We start from the raw sequence: 917 nt of genomic DNA, 5'->3' as shown, positions 1-917 counted from the left end.
ACGATAGAGATGCATTTGAAACAAATAACTTAGGTAATGACTTACATGGTCATGGCGTAAATCAACCTAATGGTGATGTGTACACAAGTGCAACAAAACATTACGATAGAGATGCATTTGAAACAAATAACTCAGGTAATGACTTACATGGTCGTGGTGTAAATCAACCTAATGGTGATGTGCACACAAGTGCAACAAAACATTACGATAGAGATGCATTTGAAACAAATAACTCAAGTAATGACTTACACGGTCATGGAGTAAATCAACTAGATCAAAACAACTTTGTTAATACACCACATTATAATCGTGATGACTATGAGAGTTATAATCATCCAAAATTCTCAAATCAAGCTGCTAGTGATACTAATCAAGAGATTGATTATAAAACTTATTATAATGATCCAAGATTTAAGTCTCGTAAACGTTTTATTGTTAGCTTTATTACCGGTGCAATCATTGGCTCAACTATTGGACTTTTAACTAAAAATAAAGCAAACCAAAAAATTGATGATTTAAAAGCAAAAGAACAAGAAGTTAAAGATAATTATTATAGTATTAAACAACAAACAGAAGAAACAATTGATAATGTAAGACATAAAATTGAAGACTTAAAAAATAGAAAAAATACAGGTATTTCTTCCGATGAGCTTGCAGCACAACGTCGAGCAATTCAATCAGAAACATCAAATCATTTAGCAGATGAATCACCATTAGCAAAAGAAATACAAGAAGCTAAAGCTGAAACTACAGTAAAAGAAAATAATTATATTAATAATGAACATAATAGTGCGGAAGAAATTGTAGCACAACAAAATGCTATTAAAGATGAGTTGTCAAATAACTTAGCAGACGAATCGCCACAAGCGCAAGAAATACAAGAAGCTAAAAAAGAAGCAATTGCTAAAGATGAAAAA

The 917-nt window shown here is 31.0% G+C and carries 1 pseudogene; it reads left to right on the top strand.

Annotated features, from left to right (window positions below):
* Positions 1-917, top strand: a pseudogene (locus HMPREF2561_RS10915) (hypothetical protein); the annotation flags it as partial.

The sequence above is a fragment of the Staphylococcus sp. HMSC069E10 genome (assembly GCF_001809205.1).
In the GTDB taxonomy this organism is placed as follows: domain Bacteria; phylum Bacillota; class Bacilli; order Staphylococcales; family Staphylococcaceae; genus Staphylococcus; species Staphylococcus hominis.
Note: the sequence above shows the minus strand (reverse complement) of the source record. Positions and strands in the feature narration are given on the sequence as shown.